The following is a 237-nucleotide window of genomic DNA, read 5'->3' as shown; positions in this document are numbered from 1 at the left end:
ACGGTGACGCGGTCGTCATCGCGGACGCCCATTTCGCGGCGGCGGCGCTGGCCAGGAAGCACCTGATCGACCTGCCCGGGCTGACGTCCCCGCGGGTCCTGGCCGCCATCCGCTCGGTCGTCGTCCCCGACACCTACGCGCCCTCGCTCGAACTCATGGAGTGCCCCGACGGCATGCTGCCCGTGCAGTCCGAACTGATCGCAGCGGCCCGCCTGGACGGCGCCGAGTACCGCCTGA

At 72.2% G+C, this 237-nt stretch carries 1 pseudogene; it reads left to right on the top strand.

Annotation, left to right across the window (positions count from 1 at the left end):
* Nucleotides 1-237 (top strand): annotated as a pseudogene (locus BN358_RS26655) (hypothetical protein); the annotation flags it as partial.

This window comes from Sedimentibacter sp. B4, from assembly GCF_000309315.1.
Classification (GTDB): domain Bacteria; phylum Bacillota; class Clostridia; order Tissierellales; family Sedimentibacteraceae; genus Sedimentibacter; species Sedimentibacter saalensis.
Note: the sequence above shows the minus strand (reverse complement) of the source record. Positions and strands in the feature narration are given on the sequence as shown.